Origin of the sequence: Amycolatopsis sp. NPDC051372 (assembly GCF_040682095.1) — a bacterium.
GTDB lineage: Bacteria > Actinomycetota > Actinomycetes > Mycobacteriales > Pseudonocardiaceae > Amycolatopsis.
The window spans coordinates 109,554-131,139 of sequence record NZ_JBFBAF010000021.1; the positions used below are offsets into that span (position 1 = coordinate 109,554).

Here is a 21,586-nt window from a genome sequence, read left to right on the forward strand (position 1 = left end):
TCCGTCACCTGGCTCACACCGCACCGCCTTCCGCGACGGAGGCACCCTTGCGCCCGTTGCGGGCGAGCGCCCGGCCCACCCTGCGTTGTTCGGCCGCGAGGTCGGCGCGGCGCACGATCTCGTACGCGACGACGACCGACAGCACGATGATGCCCTGCATGATCGTCGCGATCTCCTTGGACACGTTGATCTGCTCCAGCGACACCGCCGAGGTGTCGAGGAACGCCCACAGCAGCGCGCCGAACGCGATGCCGCCGGGGTGGTTGCGGCCCAGCAGCGCCACGGCGATGCCGGTGAAGCCGTACATCTGCGTGGCCGTGATGCCGTAGCTGTAGTCGCGGCCGAGCAGCTCCGGCATGGCGACGAGACCCGCCACCGCGCCCGAGAGCAGCATCGCGATCAGCGTCATCCGCTTCGCGCTCACGCCACCGGCCGCCGCCGCCGTCGACGACTCACCACTCGCCTTGAGCTCGAAACCGAACCGCGTGCGGTTGAGCATGAACCAGTAGGCGATGCCGATCACGATGGCGATGAAGAAGAACCCGAACAGCACGCCCGAGCCGAGGGGGATGCCCGGGATCCGGCCCGACGGCGCGATCGTGCGCGTGCCGATGTTGTTGCCCGACTGCACGCCGAACTGGTCGGCGTTGACGAGGAACGCGATGATGCCGGCGACGATCGAGTTCAGCATGATCGTCGAGATGACCTCACTGACGCCGCGGGTCACCTTCAGCACGGCGGGGACCAGCGCGTACAGCGCGCCCGACGCGACCGCGACGATCAGGATCACGATGGTGTGGAGGACCGGCGGCAGCTGCAGCGCGCCGCCGATGATCGCGGCGACCACGGCCGCGAACCGGTACTGGCCCTCGACACCGATGTTGAACAGGTTCATCTGGAAGCCGATGGCCACCGCGAGCCCGGACAGGTAGTACACCGTCGCGAGGTTCACCGTGTCCACGGCGGTGGAGCCCTTGAAGAGCTGCCCCACCATGGTCCCGTACGCCTCCAGCGGGTTGGCGCCGGAGATGACGAGCGCGATCGCCGTGAGCAGCACGGCGAACACGATCGCGAGCAGGGGCGGCAGCAGCCGCGTGCGCCACGAAGTCATTACGCTTCTTCACCTTCTTCGGCACCGGTCATGGCGGAACCGAGTTCCTGCGGGGTCACCGTGGCGGGGTTCGCCTCGCTCACCAGGCGCCCGCGCAGCATCACGCGGATCGTGTCGGAGAGCCCGATCAGCTCGTCGAGGTCGGCGGAGATCAGCAGCACCGCCAGGCCGTCGGCGCGCGCCTGCCGGATCTGCTCCCAGATCATGGCCTGCGCACCGACGTCGACCCCGCGCGTCGGGTGCGAAGCGATGAGCAGCACGGGGTTGCCCGACAGCTCGCGTCCGACGATCAGCTTCTGCTGGTTGCCGCCCGAGAGCGCGGCGGCCGGCACGTCGATGCCCGGCGTGCGCACGTCGTACTCGCGCACGATGCGCTCGGTGTCGCGGCGCGCGCCGGCGATGTCGAGCAACTGTCCACTCGAGACGGGTTTGCGCGTCTGGTAGCCGAGGATCCGGTTGGCCCACAACGGTTGCGTGAGCAGCAGGCTGTGGCGCGTGCGGTCTTCAGCGATGTAGCCGATGCCGGCCTCTCGCCGCGCGAGCGTGCCCAGCTTCACCAGGTCGTGGGTCTTGCCGTCGGCCTCGGCGAGCTCGATGTGCCCGCCGCTGGCCTTGCGCATGCCCATGATGGTCTCGACGAGCTCGGTCTGGCCGTTGCCCTCGACGCCCGCGATGCCGAGCACCTCACCCGCGTGCACCGTGAACGCGATGTCGTCGAGCAGCTTCAGCTCGGAGTTCTCGGCCGTGAGGCTCAAGTCCTTCAACCGCAGCACGTCGCGGTCGGTCACCGTCGACTCGCGTGTCTCGGGGCTGGGCAGCTCCGAACCGACCATCATCTCCGCCAGCTGACGGCTGGTGATGGTCTTCGGGTCGGCCGTGCCGACGGTGGTGCCGCGCCGGATCACCGTCACGGTGTCGGCGATGGCCCGCACCTCGTCGAGCTTGTGGGAGATGAAGAGGAAGGTGTAGCCGTCGGCCTGCATCTCGCGGACCGTGCTGAACAGCGCGTCGACCTCCTGCGGCACGAGCACCGCGGTGGGCTCGTCGAGAATGATGATCTTCGCGCCGCGGTAGAGGACTTTCACGATCTCGACGCGCTGGCGGTCGGCCACGCCGAGCTCCTCCAGCAACGCGTCCGGCTTGGCGCGCAGGCCCGTCTGCTCCGAGAGCTTCTTGAGCCGGGCGCGCGCCGCACCGCCGATGCCGTGCAGGGCCTCGGCTCCGAGAAACACGTTCTCGGAGACGGTGAAGTTGTCGGCGAGCATGAAGTGCTGGTGCACCATGCCGATCCCGGCCTGGATGGCGTCCTGCGGGTTGCGCAGCTTCACCTCGGTGCCGTTGATGGCGATGGTTCCCTCGTCGGGCTGCTGCATCCCGTAGAGGATCTTCATCAGGGTCGACTTGCCCGCGCCGTTCTCGCCGCAGAGGGCGTGCACCTCGCCCGCGGCCACGGAGAGGTTGACGTCGGAGTTGGCGACCACACCCGGGAAGCGCTTGGTGATCCCGGTCAGCTGGACGGCCGTCGTGCCCCGGTCGGGGACGGCTTCGGCCTCGGCAGTGCTCATCGCTGGGGCATCCAGTTCTGTCGAAACGCGTGAGGGCTCGGAAGGAAGATCCTTCCGAGCCCTGGCACGTGGCGGGTCCTACTTGGTCGGCTTGTCCGAAACCTGGATGGCGCCCGAGATGATCTGGGCCTTGTACCCGTCCAGCACGTCCTTGATGTCGTCGACCTTGCCGCCGGAGGTGGCGTAGCCGACGCCGTCGACCTTCAGATCGAAGCGTTGCGGCAGCACGCTCAGGTCGCCCTTCGCGTCGGCCTGCAGGAAGTCGAACACCGCGACGTCCACCCGCTTCATCATCGAGGTGAGGATGATGTCCTTGTCCGCGGCGACTGTGGCCTGGTTGTACTGGTCGGAGTCGACACCGATGGCCAACGCCTTGCCCGACGTCTTGGCGGCGTCGAACACACCTTTACCGGAGGCACCGGCGGCGTGGTAGATCACGTCCGCGCCGTTGTTGATCTCGGCGGCGGCCTTGACGTTGCCCTTGGCCGGGTCCTGGAAACCGGAGAAGTCACCGGCCGGCGTCAGGTACTCGTCCTCGATCTTGACCTTGTTCGACGCGGCCCGCGCACCCTGCAGGTAGCCGGCCTCGAACTTCTGGATCAGCGGCGTGTTCACGCCACCGACGAAGCCGATGTGGCAGTTCTTGCTCTTGTAGACGGCGGCGACGCCGGCCAGGAACGAGCCCTGCTCCTCGGCGAACACCAGCGGCGTCACGTTGGGGAGCTTGATGGTGTCGTCGTCGACGATCGCGAACCGGGTGTTCGGGTGCTTCGGCGCGACTGCGGCGACCGACGGCGCGTAGGCGAAACCGACCGCGATGATCGGGTTCAGGCCCTGCGACGCCATCTGCTCGAGCCGCTGCTGCTTGGCCGACTCGCTCTCGCTCGGGCTGGCCGTGCTCTCGCTGACGGTCGTGATGCCGAGCTCGGACTTCGCCTTGTCGACGCCGGCCGCGGCCGCGTCGTTGAAGGAGGCGTCACCCCGGCCGCCGATGTCGAACGCCAGGCCGACCTTGAGCTTGCTGCCGTCCACCTTCTCGCCGGACGAGCTGCTGGTCGTGGCTGCTGCCGGAGCCGCGGGCGGCTTCGGCGCGGTGACGCAGCTCGAGCCCGAGCTGCCGGCCGCGGCGGTGTTGTTGCTGCTGCCCCCGCCGGTGTCCTTCGCGCACCCTGCCAAGGTGAGGACCCCGGCCATGGTCGCGGCGGCCAGCGCGGTTCCACGCATGCGACGCAACGTGTGTCTCCCTCCCCGCTGATCCAGCGGACTAAGTGGAAGCGACCCGGCTCCGGTGTCTCCTTCGGTGCCGAGTTCAACCGCCAGACCGTACCCAACTGCCAGACAACCGCCATAGGAAAGGCACGCTACGTAACACAAACGTTTACTCAGCGGTCTGATTCGCGACCGATCGTGTACTTACGGTGATCAACCGGATCAGGCGGGTACTCACCAGGAGTCATCCGAGGGCCTCCTGGGCCCGACAGACGGCTGCCATGGACCGATCACTCACATGGTCGGCCTGCCAACTCAAGGACAGGGTCGGCAGGCTTGGATATCTCTGAACCGGCAGCGACGTCGGGACCTACTCGTCCGGGATCGCAATGCACGAGATCCAGACCATTTGCGCCGCCCCGCTCCGTCCCTCGGTCGAGGAGCGGGGCGGTTGTGGAACAGCACTCCGGAACCCGTCCCGACGATCTTCGTCCACCCCGGTGGAGGGCCCGGCCGAACGGGCGTTGCGGACATCACGAAAACCGTTCGGGCCCGGCTGGTTTTTCACTCGCCGCCGCAAGCGGTACCGGCCTGCTGAATCGAATCGACCGGGCCGGGAGCTCCAGGTCGGATTCGCCCTGGACCGCCCGCGCCGCGTGGCCGGCGCCACACGTCCGAGTGGTGCGGGACGCTCCGGGTGTCTGGTCCATCACAGAGACGAACCCGGAGGTGAGCCGGGTCCAGATGGCGGGTCTAGCATCCCTTTCATCCACGCTCGATGGCCCTAGATCTCGGCACCGCTGCCGGCGTTGTCCCCAGTGGACCGACGCGGAAGCGGGTGCGGACCTCACCGGTCAGCCGGGCACAACAGATGACGTTGGAGGCCGTTCACCGATGTCCACCACGGCGAGCACTGCCACCGAGGCAGGAGCGAGCGATCGGGCGGGTGCCTCACGCCGGCAGGGGACCTTCTACCGGGGCGACCCCGGCATGTGGTCCTGGGTGCTGCACCGCATCACCGGCGTGCTGACATTCTTCTTCCTGTTCGTGCACGTGCTCGACACCGCGCTCGTCCGCGTGTCGCCGAACACCTACGACCAGGTGATCGAGACGTACAAGACGCCGCTCGTGAACCTGCTCGAGGTCGGTCTGGTCGGCGCGGTCCTCTTCCACGCCCTCAACGGCGTCCGCGTCATGCTGGTCGACTTCTGGTCCAAGGGCCCGAAGTTCCAGAAGACGATGCTGTGGGTGATCGGTGTCGTGTGGGTCGTCGTGATGATTCCCGGTGCGTTCTTCATGCTGAAGCGCACGGTCGAGACGCTCTTCGGGGGTAACTGACCATGGCCGACTCGCTCGTCATCGAATCGCCGCGCACCCCGAAGCGCCCGGCGGCCCGCCGCAGCAACTTCGAGCTCTACAGCTGGCTGTTCATGCGCATCTCGGGCCTCGCGCTGATCATCCTGGTGCTGGGCCACCTGCTGATCATGAACATCCTCGACGGCGGTGTGCACCGCATCAACTGGGGCTTCGTCGCCGGCCGCTGGGCTTCGCCGTTCTGGCAGTTCTGGGACCTCGCGATGCTGTGGCTCGCCGAGATCCACGGCGGCAACGGCCTGCGCACGATCATCGACGACTACGCCCGCAAGGACTCCACGCGGTTCTGGCTGAAGATCCTGCTGTACGTCTCGATGGTCCTGATCCTGGCCGTCGGCACACTGGTGATCTTCACGTTCGACCCCGAGATGCCCGCCAGCTAGGCGCACCCACCACACACAGTGCTCGATTCCTGATAAGCGGAGCAATCCCTATGCAGTTCCACAAGTACGACGTGGTGATCGTCGGCGCCGGCGGCGCCGGCATGCGCGCGGCCATCGAGGCCGGCCAGCGCGCCCGCACCGCGGTCCTCACGAAGCTGTACCCCACGCGGTCCCACACCGGCGCCGCCCAGGGCGGTATGTGCGCCGCGCTGGCGAACGTCGAAGAGGACAACTGGGAGTGGCACACCTTCGACACCGTCAAGGGCGGTGACTACCTCGTCGACCAGGACGCCGCGGAGATCATGGCCAAGGAGGCCATCGACGCGGTCCTCGACCTCGAGAAGATGGGCCTGCCGTTCAACCGCACGCCCGAGGGCAAGATCGACCAGCGCCGCTTCGGCGGCCACACCCGTGACCACGGCAAGGCGGCCGTGCGCCGCGCCTGCTACGCCGCGGACCGCACCGGCCACATGATCCTGCAGACGCTGTACCAAAACTGCGTCAAGTACGGCACGGAGTTCTTCAACGAGTTCTACGTGCTCGACCTGGTGACCAGCGAGGACGAGAACGGCAACCCGATCGCGTCGGGCGTCGTGGCCTACGAACTGGCCACCGGCGAGCTGCACGTATTCCAGGCCAAGTCCATCGTGTTCGCCACCGGCGGCGCGGGCAAGATCTTCAAGACGACGTCGAACGCGCACACCCTCACCGGCGACGGCCTCGGCATCATCTTCCGCAAGGGCCTGCCGCTGGAGGACATGGAGTTCTTCCAGTTCCACCCGACCGGCCTCGCTGGCCTGGGCATCCTGATCTCCGAAGCCGTCCGCGGCGAGGGCGGGATCCTGCGCAACTCCGAGGGCGAGCGGTTCATGGAGCGCTACGCCCCCACCATCAAGGACCTCGCGCCGCGTGACATCGTCGCGCGCTCGATGGTCCAGGAGGTGCTGCAGGGCCGCGGCATGGGCCCGAACAAGGACTACGTCGTCCTCGACGTGACACACCTGCCGGTGGAGGTCCTCGAGACCAAGCTGCCGGACATCACCGAGTTCTCGCGCACCTACCTGGGCGTCGACCCGGTGAAGGAGCCGGTGCCGGTGTTCCCGACCTGCCACTACGTGATGGGTGGCATCCCGACCAACATCCACGGCGAAGCGCTGCGCGACAACGAGAACGTGATCCCGGGCCTGTACGCGGCCGGCGAGGTCGCGTGCGTGTCGGTTCACGGCTCGAACCGCCTGGGCACCAACTCGCTGCTGGACATCAACGTGTTCGGCCGCCGCGCCGGCATCGCGGCCGCGGAGTACGCGCTGGCGCACGAGCACGTCGAGCTTCCGGAGCTGCCGACCAAGCTGGTCGAGGAGCAGCTGTCGGGCCTGCTGTCGGAGCACGGTGACGAGCGCGTCGCCGACATCCGCAAGGAAATGCAGCAGACGATGGACTCGCACGCCTCGGTGTACCGCACCGAGGACACGCTCAAGCAGGCGCTGACCGACATCCAGGCGCTGAAGGAGCGGTACACGCGGATCACCGTGTCGGACAAGGGCAAGCGGTACAACACCGACCTGCTCGAGGCCGTTGAGCTGGGCTTCCTGCTCGAGCTGGCCGAGGTCCTGATCGTGGGCGCCCTCGCGCGCAAGGAGTCGCGCGGCGGCCACGCCCGCGAGGACTACCCCAACCGCGACGACACGAACTTCATGCGCCACACCATGGCCTACAAGCAGGGCGAGGGGCTGTCGTCGGACATCCGCCTCGACTACAAGCCGGTGACCTTCACGCGTTACGAGCCGATGGAGCGGAAGTACTGATGACTGCGGCAACCACCGAAGAAGCACCCGCGGCTGCGCAGGACCACACGCCGGTCACGGTCACGCTGAAGATCCTGCGCTTCAACCCCGAGGTCGACTCCGAGCCGCACTGGGAGTCCTACGACGTCCCGGCGCAGCGCACCGACCGGCTGCTGAACCTGCTGTTCTACGTCAAGGACTACATCGACGGCACGTTCTCGTTCCGCCGGTCGTGCGCACACGGCGTGTGCGGCTCGGACGCCATGCAGATCAACGGCATCAACCGTTTGGCCTGCAAGGTGCTCATGAAGGACCTGCTGGAGAAGGACGGCAAGAAGACCGTCATCACCATCGCCCCGATCAAGGGCCTGACGACGTTGAAGGACCTCTACGTCGACATGGACCCGTTCTTCGAGGCCTACCGGTCGGTCAAGCCGTATCTCATCAACTACGGCCACGAGCCCTCCCGCGAGCGCATCCAGTCCCAGGCCGACCGCGACCGCTTCGACGACACCACCAAGTGCATCCTCTGCGCCTGCTGCACGTCGTCCTGCCCGGTCTACTGGAACGACGGCTCGTACTTCGGCCCCGCCGCGATCGTCAACGCGCACCGCTTCATCTTCGACTCCCGCGACGACGCGGCGGAGGAGCGGCTGGACATCCTGAACGACTCCGAGGGCGTGTGGCGCTGCCGGACGACGTTCAACTGCACGGACGCTTGCCCGCGTGGGATCCAGGTGACGAAGGCGATTCAGGAAGTGAAGCGCGCACTTTTGTTCAAGCGCGTCTGAGAATTTCGTTGCGGAGAGGCCCCCGTCCGGTTCGCCGGATGGGGGCCTTTTCGTTGCCGATTCGCAGCCGACACGGACAAAACTCCCCTGAACGGAGCTAGGGCGACTGTGCGTGATTGGACTAGCCTGTCGAGTTACCGATGACTCGGACGGTCGTGCGACGGGGAACGAACAGATGAGTGCTGGTGCGGAACTACGTAAGGTGCTTTCCCAACACTTGGCACGGTTCATCGCCGATGTCGAGGAACTCGTGTTCCGACAGGGCTACTTGCGGGTGTTCGCGGCGACGGTCGCCATGCTCGGCAGCGTCGGCCTGCTCGGCGAGGTGCTCGGCATGGAGTGGTTGCGCACGACGTTCGCCAGCATCGCGGGCGGGTTGTTCGTGATCGCCAGCGCGATCTCCTTCGCCGGCACCCACAAGCTCCGCACCCAGGCGCAGCACAGCGAGGAGCTGCTGCACCGGTACGCCGACGCGCTCGCCGGGCGCACGCGCAAGCCGATCGCCGTGCAGGAGTGGATGCAGGAAGTGACCATTGAGGACAACGGCGACGCGTTCTGCCGGCGCGTGCTCGTGCTCCACGAGGCGAACGACAACGTCCCGCGTTACCTGTCCGTGAATCTCGTGTACTACGGAACCACACCGCTGTCCGAGCGGGCCCGTCGACTGGTGCAGTACAAGGCTTTCCACGCCGGGCCTGAAGACGTCGACCAGAAGACCCGCGCCAACGCGACTTCGATCTGGTCCACCTCCGCGAACGGGAAACCGAAACTGGACATCTACATCCACCTCGGCACGATCGTTCAGGAAGGCGACGTGGTCACCGTGGAATGGATTTGGCCGAGGTATTCGGTGGATCTGATGTCGGGCGCCGAGCCGGAATCGTTCGACGTGATGTTCCGCAAGGAAATCAGCAAGTTCGAGCACCGGGTGATCTTCCGCAACGTCAAGCGTGATTCGGCCTTCGTCGTGCGAAACCAGGGCGCACAAGGACTGCGGCGGCTCCGGCAGGGCAAGGACGTGATCGTGGAGTTCTCCGCGGCGAATCCGAAGATGTCTCAGTACATGGGATTCATCGCCGACTACTCACCTGATTTGTGACGGTCATAAAAAAACCCGGAGTGCGGACTCCGGGTTTTTCGGGTGTGCGACCGGAACAACCGATCAGTTGCCACCCGTTTCGGAACCGCCGGACATACGAATTCCATTCGGGTAATGCGAGCCAACGCTGGAAGGGCTCGCGTGAGCGCTGACACTACTCCATTCGCGCGCCCCTGTCATACCGGCGTACGGCCGTATCCGGCGAACGCCGAGCCACCCGCTCCGGCTCAGGAATCGGACTAAGATCGTTCCTTCGATCGGGTGGAGCGCAGCGCCCGCCAGCCCAGCACCCCGATGATCGTGCCCAGCACGAACGACACCACCGTGAGCACCGCGTGCACGATGAAGTAGGCCGTGGGGGAACCATCGGCTGACCAGGACTGGGAGCTGGCCCAGAGGTTCTTGGCGAAGGTGATCCAGATGATCCAGGACCACACGCCGAACAACAGCAGGAAGACCGCAGTACCTCGCGAAATGCGCATGCCCCTGAGTATGCAACCGGGCTCGCGACGCTAGATTGCGTGGGTGCACAGCGTTTTCTCCCGGTCGCTCCCGGTTCTCGTCGCAGTGGTGGCCGTTGGGCTGTTCGGCGGTGGAATCGGCCCGACGGCAGCGGTAGCCCAGGCTCAGCCCTGTCAGGACCAGGCCGCACCGCCCGCGCCGGTGGACACGTCGGAGAAGCCGGCGCCCGGGCAGCCGGCCCCGCCGCCGTTGCCGGTGCCCGTGGAGCCCGTCGGGGGGCTGCGCATGGGCGGCTGCGGGATGATCCTGCCCGACGGCGCGCTCAACCCGCCGGACGGCAACACGGCCGCGTCGTGGGTGGTGCAGGACCTCGACACCGGCGACGTCATCGCGGCGAAGAACCCGCACGCGCGGGAGCGGCCGGCGTCGCTGATCAAGACGTTGCTCGCACTCGTCGTCATGAGCGAGATGAAGCCCGACCAGATCGTGGTGCCCACGAAGGAGGACGCCGAGCAGGAGTGCACCTGCGTCGGCATCGAGGCGGGTGCGAGCTACACCGTCGACCAGCTGCTGCACGGCCTGCTGATGCACTCGGGCAATGACGTCGCCCACGCGTTCGCGACCGCGCTCGGCGGGGTCGACATCGCGACCACGAAGATGAACCTGCTGGCCAAGCGCATCGGCGCCACGGACACGCGCGCGGCGACGCCGTCGGGCCTCGACGGGCCCGGGATGTCGACCTCGGCCTACGACCTGAGCCTGATCTTCCACTACGCGATGAAGCAGCAGGAGATCGCGCAGGCCGTGGCCACGAAGTCGTACACGATTCCGGCGGCGGGCGGCAAACCCGCCATTCCGGTCTTCAACGACAACAAGCTCCTCGGTGTCTACCCCGGCTTCCTCGGCGGCAAGACGGGCTTCACCGACGACGCCCGCCACACCTACGTCGGTGCGGCGGAGAAGGACGGCCGCCGCCTCGCCGTGGTGATGATGCGCGCGGAGCAGCGGCCCACGAAGGTCGTCGACCAGGCGGGCAAGCTGCTCGACTACGGCTTCGCGCTCGAAGCCGACCACGCCGAGCCCGTCGGGCGCATCGCGTACGAGGCCCTCGTGGCCACGGCGCCGCCCGCTCCCCCGGCGAACGTCGCCGCCGGCGCCGCTTCGTCGGCCGCCCCGGCGACGGAAGATCCGTTCGGCACCACGGGCTGGATCCTCACGCTGGTGGTCGCCCTGATCATCCTCGGCGGGTTCGTGATCGGCCACCAGCGCAAGAAGCAGGTCCAGCAGTAGATCAGGGCTAGTCCAGCGTCTGACAATGCGCTGGTCCAGGTGATCACGGCGTGACGGATCAGCTGGTTCGGGGATCACGGCGGTGATACCGCGGGCGCGCAACTGCCCGCGGATCGAGCGTGAGGATCAACACCCACTGCTCATCTGACAACAACTGAAACCGCGACACACCGGCAGCATCACAACCGCCACCCACGATGTTTGTCAGACACGCCCTAGTCCCGCCGTCGCCCCATCCAGCCGAGCAGCGCACCCACGCCGAACACGCCCGCGGCCGCGCTCAGACCGAACCCGCGTTGGACCGTCACGCGCGGCTCCAGCAGCACCGGCGCCGGCGGCCGCACGACCTTGCGCTGGTTCTCCTTCGCGGTCGCCGTCCACGCGGTGACCATGAGGAGGAACCGCGAGACGAGGTTCGCGAACACGAGCAGACCGATGATCGGCCCGAAGATCGCCGCCGCCGGCGATTTCGTCACGCTCTCCAGGTAGATCGACGCCACCTGCTGCAGGATGACGAACCCGATCGCGGCGACGATCGCGCCCTTCACCGCGCTGCGCATGGCCACGTGCTCACGCGGCAGCCGCGCGATGACCCACATGAACACGAGCGTGTTGGCCGCCAGGCCGAGGATGATCGTGGCCACCCGCAGCACCCACACCGCCCACGTCTGGTGTTCCAGGCCGACGAGCTCGAGCAGGTACTGCCCCACCCCGCCGCCCGCGGCCGTCACCGCGAACGACACGATCAGCGCCACGCCGAGCCCGACGAGCGACAGCAGGTCCTTGATCGTCGTCGACACGATCGGCTGCGGTTTCTTCTCCTGCCCCCACTGCGCTGTGAGCGCGTCGCGCAGGTTCGACATCCAGCCGATGCCGGAGTAGAGCGCCAGGAGCAGACCGAAGATCCCGATGCCGCTGCCCGACTTGATCGCCGCGTCGACGATCTGCGTCACGAGTCCCTGCAATGCCTCCGGCACGGAACTCTTGATGCCGTTGGTGATCTGGTCGATCACCGCCTGGTCGCCGCCCACGACCATGCCCACGATCGCGAACGCCACCATGAAGATCGGGAACACCGCCAGCACGCTGAAGTACGTGATGGCGGCGGCGTAGTGGTTGCCGTAGTTCTCGCCGAAGGATTCGTTGGCTCGGATCAGGTGATCCAGCCACGGGTACTTCCGCCGCAGCCGAGGCAGCAGCTTTTCCTGGTCACCAGTCTTGTTCGCCACCGTAAAACGCTAACCACGGTGGGTGATAGCCGCAACGCGAGCGGGTACTCGGGGGTCAGTCCAGGGCGGCGAGCACCGCTCGGTAGGCGTCGTCGACGTGTCCGGCCGACGTCGTGATGATCCGCGCCCGCGGCCGGTCGGCGAGGAGGGATTCGAGGCGGTCGTGGAACGCGGCGACGTCGGCCGCAGTGGTGTCGTGGTGTTGCGTCCCGGGCGTTCGTGAGGCAAAGCGGCTGAGGACGTTTTCGCGGGTGTCCCAGAGCACGAGTTCATGGAACGAAGCGCCGACGTCGTGGGCCAGTTCTTCCAGCTGCAGCAGGAAATCCGGGCGTGCGAGCAGCTGCGGCACGATCACGTCGTGGCCCGCGGTGAGGTGCGCGCGGGCGGCCGCGAGAGCCAAGGCGCGCGCCGCCAAGCCGGACTCTTTCGGCTGCGCGCGCCAGCCGCCGACAAGCGAGCGCACGCGGTCGACGTCGAGGTTCAGGGTCGGCGGGTGGGCCTGCGCGAACCGCTCCGCCAGCGTTGACTTACCGATGGCGGGCGGTCCGTTGAGGACGATCAGCCGCACTTACGTCCCCTGAAAAGCCAGGGCGATCTTCTGGCCGGCGGGCACGAGCAGGCTGTTGGCCTCGGCGAGGGTGCTGCCGATGGGGTGGCCGTCGTGGTCGACCAGGTAGAGCTCGAAGGCGAAGCGGCCCTTGCGGAAGATCAGCACACCCTGGGTCCTCACCGACATCGTGTCGGTCATGATCCGTGACTCGTCGCCGATCGCGGCCGAAGGGGCCTGGCCGCCGTGCGCGCCCGCGGTGTTGTCGACGTATCCCTTGGCGGCGTCTTCGGTGAGGAAGCTCGTCGCCGTCAGCGACAGCGCTTTGCGCGAGAGCGGGTCGTCCTCGCCGGTGCCGCGCTCGCACTCGAGCTGCACGTAGTTGCGCGGCTGCGGGTCGTGCGGGAACGCGATGACGCCGACGGCCGTGCCCGGTACCTCCGAGACCAGCGGCGACGCGTCGGTGCCGATGGCGGGGCTCACCACGTCGGCCGTGAGCAGCGGGCACGGCTGCGCGACCGGTTTCGGGAAGACCGGGCTCGAGTAGCCGACGGTGCTCGGCCCGGCCGGCGCGTTCGTCTGCTTCTCGAGGTCTGCATCACGCGCTTGGCGATGTCCTGCAGCTTGCCGGCACTGCCGTCGCCCTGCACCTGGCCGAGCGTGATGCTCGCCGGGGCACCGACGAACGCCGCGGCGGTCTCGGCGGTGCCGGACACGTACGCGGGCTGCGAAACCGCGACGGCCAGGCTCTCCTGCAGCGTGCCGTCCTTCGGCTCCAGGGCGTAGGCGCACTTGTCGACCGCCAGCCCGTCGGCCTTCGAGTAGGTGCCGAACGAGGTCTCGAGCGGGCCCTTGCCGTCGCCCACCAGGTAGGTGCGCTCGAAGTTGACGACGTTCGGGTCCGGGCGCGAGCCGACCTTGATGCCGAGATCCTTCAAGTCGTTCAGTGACAACAGGTTGCAGGCCTCGATCACCGGCTTCCCACCGACCTGAACGCCCTGCGCGTCGGGCAGTTCCTTCAGCGGCGCGGCATCCGGGTAGTCGGAGCCTTCGTAGCCGGGCCGCTGCGTGGTCTGACCGTCGCCTTCCGGCGACGCCGTCTGGCTGTCCGGAGTGGACTCACCGCAGCCGGCGGAGCAGCACCAGGACAGCTAAAATAGCCAGACTCTTCTTCAATTTTTGTCCACCGACAAAAGATCGATCAGCGAGAGGCGGGCAGGAAGCCCAGCCGCTCGTACACGGTGGCGAGCGTGGGCGCTGCCACCTCCCGGGCGCGCTGCGCACCGCGGGCGAGAACCTTGTCGAGCTCGGCGACGTCGTCCAAATAGGACTGGACTTTGGCCTGCAACGGCGTGACCCACTCGACGAGCACCTCGGCGAGGTCCTTCTTCAGGTCGCCGTAGCCCTTGCCCTCGTACGCCGCTTCGACGTCGGCGATCGAGCGCTCGGTGAGCGCCGAGTAGATGCTCAGCAGGTTGGAGACGCCGGGCTTGTTCTCCGCGTCGAACTTGACCTCGCGGCCGGTGTCGGTCACGGCGGAGCGGATCTTCTTGGCCGAGCGCTTGGGGTCTTCGAGCAGCTCGACGAGACCGTTGGCCGCGGACGCCGACTTGCTCATCTTCGCCGTCGGGTCCTGCAGGTCGTAGATCTTCGCGGTGTCCTTGACGATGTAGGGCTCGGGCACCGTGAACGTCTTGCCGAGGCGGTTGTTGAAGCGCTGCGCCAGGTTGCGCGTGAGCTCCAGGTGCTGGCGCTGGTCCTCGCCGACCGGCACGGCGTTGGCCTGGTAGAGCAGGATGTCGGCGGCCTGCAGGACCGGGTACGTGAACAGGCCCACACTGGCGCGGTCGGCGCCCTGTTTGGCCGACTTGTCCTTGAACTGCGTCATCCGGCTGGCCTCGCCGAAGCCGGTCTGGCACTCGAGCACCCAGCCGAGCTGCGCGTGCTCGGGCACGTGGCTCTGGACGAACAGGGCACTTCGGTCAGGGTCGACGCCGATCGCGAGCAGCTGCGCGGCCGAACGGCGCGTGCGCTCCAGCAGCACCTTCGGGTCCTGCTCCACCGTGATGGCGTGCAGGTCGACGACGCAGTAGAAGGTCTCGTGCGTGTCCTGCAGCTTCACCCACTGCCGCAGGGCGCCGAGGTAGTTGCCGAGGTGGAACGAGTCGGCCGTCGGCTGGATCCCGGAAAGCACCCGCAGGCGCCCGTTCTGTTCGTCGGACACGTCGGCGATTCTTTCAGGAGCCGGAGAGGCGGGTCACAGGGAGGTCTCCCTGGAGTGCTCGGCGGGGGTTCTCAGTGGGGCTTCCGGGCAGGCTTCCAGGGCGTCGCCAGGGCTTTTCTAGGGGTTCTGGATCGGCGCGAGGGGCCGGGTGGGCTCCTCGGTGTCGACCGGCTCAGGGGTGGGCAGGGCCATCGCGGTCGCCGCGCGCGCCTTGCGGCGCTGACGCAGGACGCCGAGGGCCATGCCGACGATGCCCAGCGCCACGGCGACCAGCCCGACGGGGCCGAGGATGCCGAAGCCCGCCGAAGGGGTCTCCGCGCGGACGACGCCGTCGTCGGCGAGCGCCGTGCCGCTGCCCGCGAGCAGCAGGACGGCCGGCAGCACGACGAGCGTCGCCGACCGGGCCGAGCGCAGCGTGGGCCGCAACAGGAGATGACCTGGGTTGCGCACCGGAGTGCCTCCCGCGAAGTGATGTTCCTGGCGAGATCTCTCACCCGTAAGGATGGGTCATACAGTGAAAAAACTACCGAGCGTGTCAAGACCTGTCGGTTCTGATCAACTCGGGCGCCGAGACTAGCGCCCGTCCAGGGAGGGCCGGTGACCACCCCCGGGCTGACGGTGTCACTGGTGGTCAGCGCTCTCTCGCCGGTTTTTCGTGCTGCCGAGGTCGCTCGAACGGCTGTCACGAGTGTCGGCTTGGTCCGGTTCCGGTCGCGCGGCGCGAGCAAAACGTGAAAAACGTTCACCCGTTTGGCGGCGACGAACTACGGAAAGCAAGTTATTCACCAACTTCGTTGGTCTGATCGCGTCTTTTTGACCGGCTCCCGACACTGGGCTCTGTTTTCTCTCCTGCGATTGGTCTATACCTCTATGGTGTAGACCACTTCAAGGGCTAACAAAGGAGTGAGCCCATGTCTCTCCGAAGGATCCTCACCGCCGTCGGGATGGCCGCCGCGGCCGCGATCACGGTGCTCGTGCCGGCCACCACGGTTGCGAATGCCGCGCCGGCCGCGAGCTTCGTCGTCAGCGAGTCGCAGTTCAACCAGATGTTCCCGGGCCGGAACTCGTTCTACAGCTACAGTGGACTGACCAATGCGCTCGGTGCATACCCCGGCTTCGCGAATTCCGGCAGTGACACAGTGAAGAAGCAGGAAGCCGCGGCGTTCCTCGCGAACGTGAGCCACGAAACCGGTGGCCTGGTGTACATCGTGGAGCAGAACACCGCGAACTACCCGCACTACTGCGACACGAGCCAGTCGTACGGCTGCCCCGCGGGCACCGCGGCGTACTACGGGCGCGGCCCGATCCAGCTCAGCTGGAACTTCAACTACAAAGCCGCGGGCGACGCGCTCGGCATCGACCTGCTGAACAACCCGAACCTCGTGCAGAACGACTCGGCCGTCGCGTGGAAAACCGGCCTCTGGTACTGGAACACCCAGTCCGGCCCCGGCACCATGACCCCGCACGACGCCATGGTCAACGGCCGCGGCTTCGGCGAGACGATCCGCAGCATCAACGGCTCCATCGAATGCAACGGCGGCAACCCCGCCCAGGTCCAGAGCCGCATCGACGCGTACCGGAAGATCACCGGCATCCTGGGCGTCGACCCGGGTGGCAACCTCAGCTGCTGAGGCTGTCGAGGTTGCCGGCAGGGCCCCTCGGTGGCGGCCGAGGGGCCCTTCTGCTTGGCAGGTAAGGAATTCAACACGGGTGCGGTGTGGCGTGGTCTCGTCGAGCCGCCACGCCGCGCCCGGTTATCGGATTCGGCGGGCAACTCAAGACCCTGCACACCCGCCCACGGCGCAGGCACGCGCGACGGCGCCGTACACCGGGCAGCAACGCACTCGCCGCTCGGCGAGGGAGCGCGCCGCGTGCCGAGGTATTACCGCGCATGCTCCGCAACCCGGGCACAACCGAGTGCACCCACCACCGCGACACCCGCGTTCGACGCCGCGCCGAGACCGGGAACCACGCGGAGCCCCGCACGCCGGCGGCGCCGCGCGGTAAGGAAATCAGCCCCGGCGGCGGCACGACCGGCGCCGGGGCTGCACCGCGCTTCGGCGGGGAATCAGCGCGGGAAAGGCACGTCGTACGTCGCCGTGACGGGGGCGTGGTCGGACCAGCGTTCGGCGTAGGTGGCGGCGCGCTCCACGACGACCGACTGCACGGCGTCGGCCAGGGCCGGGGTGGCGAGCTGGCAGTCGATGCGCCAGCCGGAGTCGTTGTCGAAGGCCTGGCCGCGGTAGGACCACCAGGTGTAGGGGCCCGGGCCGTCGTGAAGGCGGCGTTGCACGTCGGCGTAGCCGGCCTCTTCGAAGACGCGGCCGAGCCAGGCGCGTTCTTCGGGCAGGAAGCCCGAGTTCTTGTGGTTGCCCTTCCAGTTCTTCAGGTCGACGGTGTCGTAGGCGATGTTCCAGTCGCCCACCACCACGACCTCGCGGCCCGCCGCGGCTGACTTGGCGCGCAGCTCGCCGAGGTAGGGCAGGAAGGCGGCCATGAAGCGCTCCTTCTCGTCCTGGCGCTCGGTGCCGACATCGCCGCTCGGCAGGTACAGGCTCGCCACGACGACACCCGGCAGGTGCATCTCGAGGTAGCGCCCGCTGTCCTCGAACTCGGGCTCGCCGAAGCCGACGCGTACCTCGTCGGGCTCGACGCGGCTGTAGAGCGAGACGCCGTTTCGCCCCTTCGCAACCGAGGGCGCGTGGGCGGCGAACCAACCCTCCGGTTCGACGACGTGCGCGGGCAGCTGCGCGGCCTCGGCCCGCACCTCCTGACAGGCGACCACGTCGGCCTTCGTGGTGGCGAGCCACTCGACGAAGCCCTTCTTCACGGCGGCCCTCAGGCCGTTGACATTCACGGTGGAGACGGTCAGCACCCCGCGCACGCTACCCGCCGGGTCCGACAATCCTGTGCCAGACTGCGCGCATGGCGCGACTCACCGTGCTCGGCAGCTGCGGCGCCTGGCCCGAACCCGGCCGCGCGTGCGCGGGATTCCTTCTCTCACAAGGAAACCATCACATCGTGCTCGATCTCGGGTACGGCTCGGCGAGCCGGCTCTTCACGCACGTCGCCGCGAAAGACCTCGACGCCGTCGTGATCACCCACGAGCACCCCGACCACATCGCGGACCTCACGGCGCTCGGCCGCGCGTGGCACGACACCGTCGAGGACCAGCGTCTGCCGCTGCACTGCACCCCCGGCGTGCTGCGCCGCCTCGAAGCCGCCGAGCCGCGCCCGCACCCGGCCACGATCTTCGACATCCGCACCTTCGCGCGGCCCGAAACCGTCGGCCCCTGGCAGCTCACCTCGACGCCGCTGCCCCACCACGTGCCCAACCACGGCGTGCGGCTGAGCTCGCCGCGCGCCACCGTCGCGTACTCCGGCGACACCGGCCCGTCGCGGCTGCTCGTGGAGCTGGCGCGCGACACCGATCTGCTCATCTGCGAAGCCACCCTCCAAGGTGAGCCGCCGGACGAGCCGCGCCGGCTGCTCACCGCCGCGGAGGCCGGGTGGACGGCGGCCGAGGCGGGCGTCCGAACCCTGCTGCTGACCCATTTCTGGCCCGGCGCCGACCGTTCCGTGTCCGCCGCGGAAGCCCGCCGGGAGTTCGACGGCGAGGTGCTCGTCGCGGACGAAGGCCTGACCGTCGAGCTTGGCGCCCACTAGCTAACAGGCTTAGCTTTAAAGCTATGATAGTTAGCCAACCTGATGTCCCCTAGGGCCGGCCTCACGCCGGACGCCGTCGTCACCCTCGCCCTCGAGGTGGTGGACGCCGACGGCGCCGACGCGCTCAGCCTCGCCAAGGTCGCCGAACGCGCGGGCGTCGCCACGCCCTCGCTGTACAAGCACGTCGGCGGGCTCGCCGCCCTGCGCCGGCTGGTCGACCTGCGTGTGGTCGCCGAGATGACCGAGGCGTTGCGCGGTGCGGCGACCGGCCGTTCCGGTGACGACGCGATCGAGGCCCTCGCCGACGCCTACCGCGCGTACCTGCGCGCCCACCCCCACCGCGTCGCCGCGCTGGAAACCGCGCCCGACGCGGGCGACGAGGAGCTCGCGAAGGCCACCCTCGGCGTCGCCGAAGTCGCCTTCGCCGTGCTTCGCCCGTACGGGTTCGACCAGGCGAAGACCGCGCACGCGACGCGATGCCTGCGCGCGGCCGTGCACGGCTTCGCGAGCCTCGAAGCGTCCGGCGGCTTCGGCCGGCTCGAAGACGTCGATGCCAGCTTCACGCTCCTGAAAACGATGCTCGTCCGCGGCATCACCGACTACGCCAGCTGAGGAGAACCATGTCCTTCGTCCTCGCCGTTCTGCTGTTCACCGTCGCGCTCGGTATCCCCGACGCGCGGTTCCCCTGGCAGGCCAAGGCCAAGGCCACGCCCGTCGAGAGCGAGGCCGGCAGATGATCGCCGGGCACTTCGGGCTCGCCGCCGCCGTGAAAGCCGGCCGGCCCGCCATTCCCGTGTGGACGATGATGCCGGCCACCGCGTGGCTCGACATCGTGTTCACGCCGCTCTACCTGACCGGCATCGAGACCATCGACCAGTCGGGGGGCACGGGCTACGGCGAGGGTGTGATCCACGCCGACTACACCCACTCGCTCGTCGGCGCGCTCGTGCTCTCCGCACTGTTCGGCCTGGTCGCGGCGCGGTGGCTCGGGCGCAGCGCCGGCGTCACGCTCGGCGCGGTGGCGTTCTCGCATTGGCTGCTGGACCTCGTCGTGCACCGCGCCGACTTGCCGATTCTGCCCGGCAACGCGGGCAACCTGCCGACATTCGGCTTCGGCCTGTGGCGGCTGCCGGCGGTGTCGATGACCGTGGAGTTCCTGCTGCTCGTGGTCGGGATCGGCCTCTACTGGCGGGCCGCGGCGAAGCGCGACCGGCGCAAGGCGCGCACGCTGGCGCTGATCGCGGCGCTTTCAGGCGTGGTCACGGTGGCGCTGGACTTCGCGGGCTTCTAGCCCTACTCGGTCATGAGGTTGGTGACAGTCATAGGCGACTGACCGGTGGCTGACCTCCGAGTGCGGTATGACGGCGTCGAGTGTTGTAGAACTCGAGCCAGGGGTCCAGCGCGGCGGCGCGTTCGCCGTTGCTGAGGAAGACTCGGGCGTAGGCCCATTCGGTTTGCAGGGTGCGGTTGTAGCGCTCGACTTTCCCGTTCTGCCAGGGGCAGTGGGGCCTGATGAATACGTGCCGGGCCCCGAGCACGGTGATCACGTCGCGAACGTCGTGGGAACGCTTGTAGCTGAAGTGGTTGTCGGTCATGACCCGCTCGATCCGAGCGATCCCGCGCTCGGCGAAGTAGCTGGCGGCCCGGCGCAGGAAGCCGGCGCAGGTCGGGCCCTTCTCGTCGGGCAGGATCTCGGAGTAGGCCAGGCGGGTGTGGTCATCGACCATGGAGTGGACGTAGTCGAATCCGATTCTGGCGCGCTTCTGCGCACCGCTTTGGCCGTGTTCGCGTCCGTGGGCTTTCCAGCCGCCGCCGTCGTGGATGCGGCCGACTTTTTTGACGTCCATGTGGACCAGTTCGCCGGGCCGGTCGCGTTCGTAGCGGATGGCGGTGGTTGTGGAGGCGCGGATGATCTGTCCGGTCAGTGGATCGCATTCCCGCAGGTGGGGCAGGTGGTGGCGGCGCAGGATGCGGGAGATGGTGCGGGCGGGGATGCCGAGCTCGGGGCCGAGCCAGTCCTGGCCGCGGCGGTGTTCGTGACGCGCCCGGACGACGCGGGCCTCGACCGTGGCAGGGGTCTGGTTGGGCGAGTGGTGTGGCCGTGATGAACGGTCGTGCAGGTCGGCGGGCTCACCGGTGGCGTGGAAGCGGGCGATCCAGCGGTGGGCGCATTGCCGGGAGATCCCGAGCTCTTTGGCGACGTGTGATACCGGCCGTCGCTGGCGACACACACGGTCGATCAGGAGTAGTCGGCCATGCAGAGTTAGGCGGGCGTTACGGTGGGCCATGAAGACCTCCGGACTGGTGAAGACGGCTATCTCCACCGCATCCGGAGGTCTTCGCTACGTCAACGACCAACACGCCCGCGCGTCACCAACGTCCCGGCCGAGTACATCTAGCCCTTCAGCGCCCGTCAGCGCCGAAAACCATTCAGCACTTCGAACCCTCGACCGGCTTCACGAAGCTGCTCGCCACCCACTTGTCCTTGGCGACCTCGCGGAATCCGTTCTGCTGCACCGGCATCGCGTCGAACTCGGCGCCGTTGAGGTACTTGCCGACGATCTTGCCGTTGCCGTCCGGAGTTTCGCGGGCGTTGAGCACGTCGGCGGTCACCGCGACCTTGCACCCGGTCGGGGAACCCTGGGCGTCGGCCTGGCCCTTCTGGTTCAAGACGTAGATCACGATCACGGCAACGATCACACCGATGATGATCAGGGTCTTCTTCGGTATCAAACCCAGGATCACGGCCGCTCCTCCGTCACCAAAGTCAGTCGCGAAAAATCGGGCTCCACCAGGGTAGACACGGAGTCGGTCCGCCCGACAGGTCCGGCCGGGCAGACCACCCGGAGGCG

23 protein-coding genes are annotated in these 21,586 nt (G+C 67.8%); 10 read left to right on the forward strand and 13 right to left on the reverse strand.

The window, feature by feature from the left end:
- Window positions 1–13: 13 nt before the first annotated feature.
- The 3 genes from AB0M56_RS29535 to AB0M56_RS29545 all read right to left on the reverse strand — a co-directional run bounded on the left by AB0M56_RS29535 (window position 14) and on the right by AB0M56_RS29545 (window position 3,900).
- Window positions 14–1,111 (reverse strand): ABC transporter permease, encoded by a 1,098-nt coding sequence (locus tag AB0M56_RS29535; RefSeq protein WP_364181679.1) that lies wholly within the window; start codon window positions 1,109–1,111, stop codon window positions 14–16.
- Entirely contained in the window at window positions 1,111–2,676 is a 1,566-nt protein-coding gene (locus tag AB0M56_RS29540; protein WP_364181682.1) for an ABC transporter ATP-binding protein, read from the reverse strand. Before AB0M56_RS29540 ends, AB0M56_RS29535 begins: the two co-directional genes overlap by 1 nt.
- Before the next feature lie 78 nt (window positions 2,677–2,754).
- On the reverse strand, window positions 2,755–3,900 hold the full coding sequence (locus tag AB0M56_RS29545; RefSeq protein ID WP_360597351.1) for a BMP family ABC transporter substrate-binding protein: 1,146 nt from the start codon (window positions 3,898–3,900) through the stop codon (window positions 2,755–2,757).
- Between the two features lie 879 nt (window positions 3,901–4,779).
- Between AB0M56_RS29545 and sdhC the strand changes: the two genes are divergently transcribed.
- The 5 genes from sdhC to AB0M56_RS29570 all read left to right on the forward strand — a co-directional run bounded on the left by sdhC (window position 4,780) and on the right by AB0M56_RS29570 (window position 9,316).
- Window positions 4,780–5,223, forward strand: a complete 444-nt coding sequence (gene sdhC, locus AB0M56_RS29550; protein ID WP_364181685.1) for a succinate dehydrogenase, cytochrome b556 subunit — start codon at window positions 4,780–4,782, stop codon at window positions 5,221–5,223.
- 2 nt (window positions 5,224–5,225) lie between these two features.
- Window positions 5,226–5,642 (forward strand): succinate dehydrogenase hydrophobic membrane anchor subunit, encoded by a 417-nt coding sequence (locus AB0M56_RS29555; RefSeq protein ID WP_220246220.1) that lies wholly within the window; start codon window positions 5,226–5,228, stop codon window positions 5,640–5,642.
- 50 nt (window positions 5,643–5,692) lie between these two features.
- Window positions 5,693–7,447, forward strand: coding sequence for a succinate dehydrogenase flavoprotein subunit (gene sdhA, locus AB0M56_RS29560; RefSeq protein ID WP_364181688.1), 1,755 nt, complete (start codon window positions 5,693–5,695; stop codon window positions 7,445–7,447).
- Entirely contained in the window at window positions 7,447–8,217 is a 771-nt protein-coding gene (locus AB0M56_RS29565; protein WP_364181691.1) for a succinate dehydrogenase iron-sulfur subunit, read from the forward strand. Before sdhA ends, AB0M56_RS29565 begins: the two co-directional genes overlap by 1 nt.
- A gap of 217 nt (window positions 8,218–8,434) precedes the next feature.
- Entirely contained in the window at window positions 8,435–9,316 is an 882-nt protein-coding gene (locus AB0M56_RS29570) for a hypothetical protein (protein ID WP_364181693.1), read from the forward strand.
- A gap of 239 nt (window positions 9,317–9,555) precedes the next feature.
- Here the strand turns inward: AB0M56_RS29570 and AB0M56_RS29575 are convergent, their stop codons facing one another.
- Window positions 9,556–9,798: a hypothetical protein gene (locus AB0M56_RS29575; protein WP_364181696.1), complete on the reverse strand. Its 243-nt coding sequence runs from the start codon at window positions 9,796–9,798 to the stop codon at window positions 9,556–9,558.
- 115 nt (window positions 9,799–9,913) lie between these two features.
- Between AB0M56_RS29575 and AB0M56_RS29580 the strand changes: the two genes are divergently transcribed.
- A complete protein-coding gene (locus tag AB0M56_RS29580; protein ID WP_364181859.1) occupies window positions 9,914–11,068 on the forward strand; it encodes a D-alanyl-D-alanine carboxypeptidase family protein in 1,155 nt (384 codons plus the stop codon).
- Window positions 11,069–11,283: 215 nt separating this feature from the next.
- On the opposite strand, the gene AB0M56_RS29585 is transcribed toward AB0M56_RS29580, so the two are convergent.
- The 6 genes from AB0M56_RS29585 to AB0M56_RS29610 form a co-directional block, all read right to left on the reverse strand.
- Window positions 11,284–12,297: a YhjD/YihY/BrkB family envelope integrity protein gene (locus tag AB0M56_RS29585; RefSeq protein WP_364181699.1), complete on the reverse strand. Its 1,014-nt coding sequence runs from the start codon at window positions 12,295–12,297 to the stop codon at window positions 11,284–11,286.
- Between the two features lie 55 nt (window positions 12,298–12,352).
- Window positions 12,353–12,865, reverse strand: coding sequence for an AAA family ATPase (locus AB0M56_RS29590; protein ID WP_364181702.1), 513 nt, complete (start codon window positions 12,863–12,865; stop codon window positions 12,353–12,355).
- Entirely contained in the window at window positions 12,866–13,327 is a 462-nt protein-coding gene (locus AB0M56_RS29595; RefSeq protein WP_364181705.1) for a hypothetical protein, read from the reverse strand.
- Entirely contained in the window at window positions 13,324–13,818 is a 495-nt protein-coding gene (locus AB0M56_RS29600) for a hypothetical protein (RefSeq protein ID WP_364181708.1), read from the reverse strand. The genes AB0M56_RS29595 and AB0M56_RS29600 overlap by 4 nt, the downstream gene beginning before the upstream one ends.
- A 227-nt stretch (window positions 13,819–14,045) precedes the next feature.
- Complete coding sequence (gene trpS, locus AB0M56_RS29605) at window positions 14,046–15,068, reverse strand: tryptophan--tRNA ligase (RefSeq protein ID WP_364181710.1); 1,023 nt, start codon at window positions 15,066–15,068, stop codon at window positions 14,046–14,048.
- 117 nt (window positions 15,069–15,185) lie between these two features.
- On the reverse strand, window positions 15,186–15,518 hold the full coding sequence (locus tag AB0M56_RS29610; protein ID WP_364181713.1) for a hypothetical protein: 333 nt from the start codon (window positions 15,516–15,518) through the stop codon (window positions 15,186–15,188).
- Between the two features lie 461 nt (window positions 15,519–15,979).
- Here AB0M56_RS29610 and AB0M56_RS29615 point away from each other — a divergent pair, with 461 nt between their 5' ends.
- Window positions 15,980–16,699 carry a chitinase gene (locus AB0M56_RS29615; RefSeq protein ID WP_364181715.1) on the forward strand — a complete coding sequence of 240 codons (720 nt, stop codon included), beginning with the start codon at window positions 15,980–15,982 and terminating at the stop codon, window positions 16,697–16,699.
- A 437-nt stretch (window positions 16,700–17,136) separates the two neighbouring features.
- Here the strand turns inward: AB0M56_RS29615 and AB0M56_RS29620 are convergent, their stop codons facing one another.
- Complete coding sequence (locus tag AB0M56_RS29620; RefSeq protein WP_220246208.1) at window positions 17,137–17,952, reverse strand: exodeoxyribonuclease III; 816 nt, start codon at window positions 17,950–17,952, stop codon at window positions 17,137–17,139.
- Between the two features lie 41 nt (window positions 17,953–17,993).
- Here AB0M56_RS29620 and AB0M56_RS29625 point away from each other — a divergent pair, with 41 nt between their 5' ends.
- The 3 genes from AB0M56_RS29625 (at window position 17,994) to AB0M56_RS29635 (ending at window position 20,025) form a co-directional block, all read left to right on the forward strand.
- The gene (locus tag AB0M56_RS29625; RefSeq protein ID WP_364181719.1) at window positions 17,994–18,734 is read left to right on the forward strand and encodes an MBL fold metallo-hydrolase; all 741 of its coding nucleotides are present in this window, start codon (window positions 17,994–17,996) and stop codon (window positions 18,732–18,734) included.
- Window positions 18,735–18,776: 42 nt separating this feature from the next.
- Window positions 18,777–19,346 (forward strand): WHG domain-containing protein, encoded by a 570-nt coding sequence (locus AB0M56_RS29630; protein ID WP_364181721.1) that lies wholly within the window; start codon window positions 18,777–18,779, stop codon window positions 19,344–19,346.
- A gap of 121 nt (window positions 19,347–19,467) precedes the next feature.
- Window positions 19,468–20,025 (forward strand): permease, encoded by a 558-nt coding sequence (locus AB0M56_RS29635; protein WP_364181724.1) that lies wholly within the window; start codon window positions 19,468–19,470, stop codon window positions 20,023–20,025.
- A 28-nt stretch (window positions 20,026–20,053) separates the two neighbouring features.
- Here AB0M56_RS29635 and AB0M56_RS29640 read toward each other — a convergent pair whose 3' ends face one another.
- Window positions 20,054–21,022, reverse strand: a complete 969-nt coding sequence (locus tag AB0M56_RS29640; RefSeq protein WP_364181727.1) for an IS481 family transposase — start codon at window positions 21,020–21,022, stop codon at window positions 20,054–20,056.
- 142 nt (window positions 21,023–21,164) lie between these two features.
- Window positions 21,165–21,479: an SH3 domain-containing protein gene (locus AB0M56_RS29645; protein ID WP_364181729.1), complete on the reverse strand. Its 315-nt coding sequence runs from the start codon at window positions 21,477–21,479 to the stop codon at window positions 21,165–21,167.
- Window positions 21,480–21,586 lie beyond the last annotated feature (107 nt).